Consider the following 2,410-nt stretch of genomic DNA (forward strand, 5'->3'; position numbering starts at 1 on the left):
GTCGGCGCCCGGCACCGAGCGGTCCTACATCTTCAACATCGACAGCTTTGCAATGTTCCAGCTGAAGAGCGTGCCGGCGCGCTCTGCGCAGCGCGCGCTGGTGGCCTCGATCATGAGCCCGGCCTTTCAGGAGACGTTCAACCTCAACAAGGGGTCGATCCCGGTGGCGGCGGGCGTCAACATGAGCCGCTTCGATCTGTGCGGCCAGGAGTCCGGGGCCTACTTCACGGCCACCGCGATGATCAACACGCTGGTGCCGTCCATCGCGCACAAGATGGCGCAACCGGCCGTGATCGAAGATGCTTTCAAGGATACGGTGGCCGCGTTCTGGAACGACGACCGCGTCTCGAGCGTCGACGCCATGAACCGCTTCGTGGCCGCAGCGCGCCCACCCAAGCCTTGAGAGTCGCTCAGAGGATGTAGCGCGAGAGGTCTTCGTTTCTGGACAGGTCGCCCAGCTTCGCGTCGACTTCCGCCGCACCGAGTGACACCGTCTGCCCCGACAGCTTGGGGGCATCGAAGCTCACCTCGTCGAGCAGCCGCTCCATCACCGTCGACAGGCGCCGCGCGCCGATGTTCTCGGTGCGCTCGTTCACGTCGTAGGCGATCTGCGCCAGGCGGCGGATGCCGTCGGGCTGGAGTTCGAGCGTCACGCCTTCGGTGGCGAGCAGGGCCTGGTACTGCTTGACCAGGCTCGCATGTGTTTGCGTGAGGATGGCCTCGAAGTCGTCCACGCTCAGCGAGCCCAGCTCCACACGGATCGGGAAGCGGCCCTGCAACTCGGGGATCAGGTCACTGGGTTTGCTCAGATGGAAGGCGCCCGAGGCGATGAACAGGATGTGGTCGGTCTTCACCATGCCGTACTTGGTGTTGACCGTGGTGCCTTCGACCAGCGGAAGCAGATCGCGCTGCACGCCCTGGCGAGACACATCAGCGCCCTGGCTGTCGGAGCGCGAAGCCACCTTGTCGATCTCGTCGAGAAACACGATGCCGTTCTGCTCGGTGTTGGTGACGGCCTGGGCCTTGATCTCATCTTCATTCACGAGCTTGGCCGCCTCTTCCTCGGTGAGCAGCTTCAGCGCTTCGGCGATCTTCACCTTGCGTTGCTTGCGTTTGCCACCGCCGAGGTTGGCGAACATGCCCTTGAGCTGCTCGGCCATGTCGTCCATGCCGGGCGGGCCCATGATCTCCAGCGTGGGCTTGGGGTCGGCGACCTCGATCTCGATTTCCTTGTCGGCGAGCGAGCCTTCGCGCAGGCGCTTGCGCATCACCTGGCGCGCGGTGTTGTCGCTGCTGGGTGTGGGCGTGAGGCCGAAGTCGCTGCGCGGAGGTGGCACCAGGATGTCGAGCACGCGGTCTTCTGCGGCGTCTTCGGCGCGCGTGCGCTGGCGGCGCATGGCGTGCTCGCGCTCCTGCTTCACCGCCATGTCGACCAGGTCGCGGATGATGGTGTCGACGTCCTTGCCCACGTAGCCCACCTCGGTGAACTTGGTGGCCTCGACCTTGATGAAGGGGGCATCGGCCAGCTTGGCCAGTCGGCGCGCGATCTCGGTCTTGCCCACGCCGGTGGGGCCGATCATCAGGATGTTCTTGGGCGTGATCTCGCCGCGCAGGGCTTCATCCACCTGCTGGCGGCGCCAACGGTTGCGCAGGGCGATGGCCACCGCGCGCTTGGCGGCGGCCTGGCCGACGATGTGGCGGTCGAGCTCGGAGACGATCTCCGACGGGGTCATGTTGAAACTCATGCCTCGGGCCCGTTCAGGGTTTCGATGATGTGGTTCTGGTTGGTGTAGATGCACAGCTCGCCGGCGATCTCGAGCGAGCGCTTGACGATGTCCTTGGGCGCCATGTCGGTGTGTGCCAGCAGGGCCTGCGCGGCCGCTTGGGCGTACGAGCCACCGGAGCCGATGGCCACGATGCCGCGCTCGGGCTCCAGCACATCACCATTGCCGGTGATGATCAGCGAGGCTTCCTTGTCGGCCACGGCCAGCATGGCCTCCAGGCGGCGCAGCACGCGGTCGGTGCGCCAGTCCTTGGTGAGCTCGATGGCGGCGCGCACCAGGTGGCCCTGGTGCTTCTCGAGCTTGGCCTCGAAGCGCTCGAAGAGGGTGAACGCGTCGGCCGTGGCACCCGCGAAGCCGGCCAGCACCTGGTCGCGGTAGAGCTTGCGCACCTTGCGTGCCGTGGCCTTGACGACCACGTTGCCCAGGGTCACCTGGCCGTCGCCGCCGAGGGCGACGACATTGCCGCGGCGCACGCTCAGAATGGTCGTGCCGTGATAGCTGTCCATCGGAGACACGTGGCGGCGAGACCGCCGGTTTCAAGGCGCGTCGTTGCGCCCGGCGGTCAGACGGTCCGGACCTTCACCGTCGCGTGCTCGTTGATGCCCATGGCGCCGAAGAACAGGGCG

Annotated in this window: 2 protein-coding genes and 1 pseudogene; 1 reads left to right on the plus strand and 2 read right to left on the minus strand. The window is 66.3% G+C overall.

All coding sequences use genetic code 11. The annotated features are described in order from the left end of the window. A pseudogene (locus tag VFL64_RS15585) lies at nt 1-403 on the plus strand (sugar ABC transporter substrate-binding protein); the annotation flags it as partial. A gap of 7 nt (nt 404-410) precedes the next feature. On the opposite strand, the gene hslU reads toward VFL64_RS15585, so the two are convergent. Both hslU and hslV read right to left on the minus strand, forming a co-directional pair. Then, entirely contained in the window at nt 411-1,733 is a 1,323-nt protein-coding gene (gene hslU, locus VFL64_RS15590; protein WP_489541294.1) for an ATP-dependent protease ATPase subunit HslU, read from the minus strand. Between the two features lie 8 nt (nt 1,734-1,741). Continuing rightward, nucleotides 1,742-2,290, minus strand: coding sequence for an ATP-dependent protease subunit HslV (gene hslV / locus VFL64_RS15595; protein ID WP_489541295.1), 549 nt, complete (start codon nt 2,288-2,290; stop codon nt 1,742-1,744). Nucleotides 2,291-2,410 lie beyond the last annotated feature (120 nt).

Origin of the sequence: Rhizobacter sp. (assembly GCF_035702065.1) — a bacterium.
Lineage (GTDB): Bacteria > Pseudomonadota > Gammaproteobacteria > Burkholderiales > Burkholderiaceae_C > Rhizobacter.

Bases quoted from the DNA above. Each gene is read 5' to 3' on its own strand.
- hslU (WP_489541294.1), bottom strand. From the start codon at position 1,733: ATGACCCCGTCGGAGATCGTCTCCGAGCTCGACCGCCACATCGTCGGC.
- hslV (WP_489541295.1), bottom strand. From the start codon at position 2,290: ATGGACAGCTATCACGGCACGACCATTCTGAGCGTGCGCCGCGGCAAT.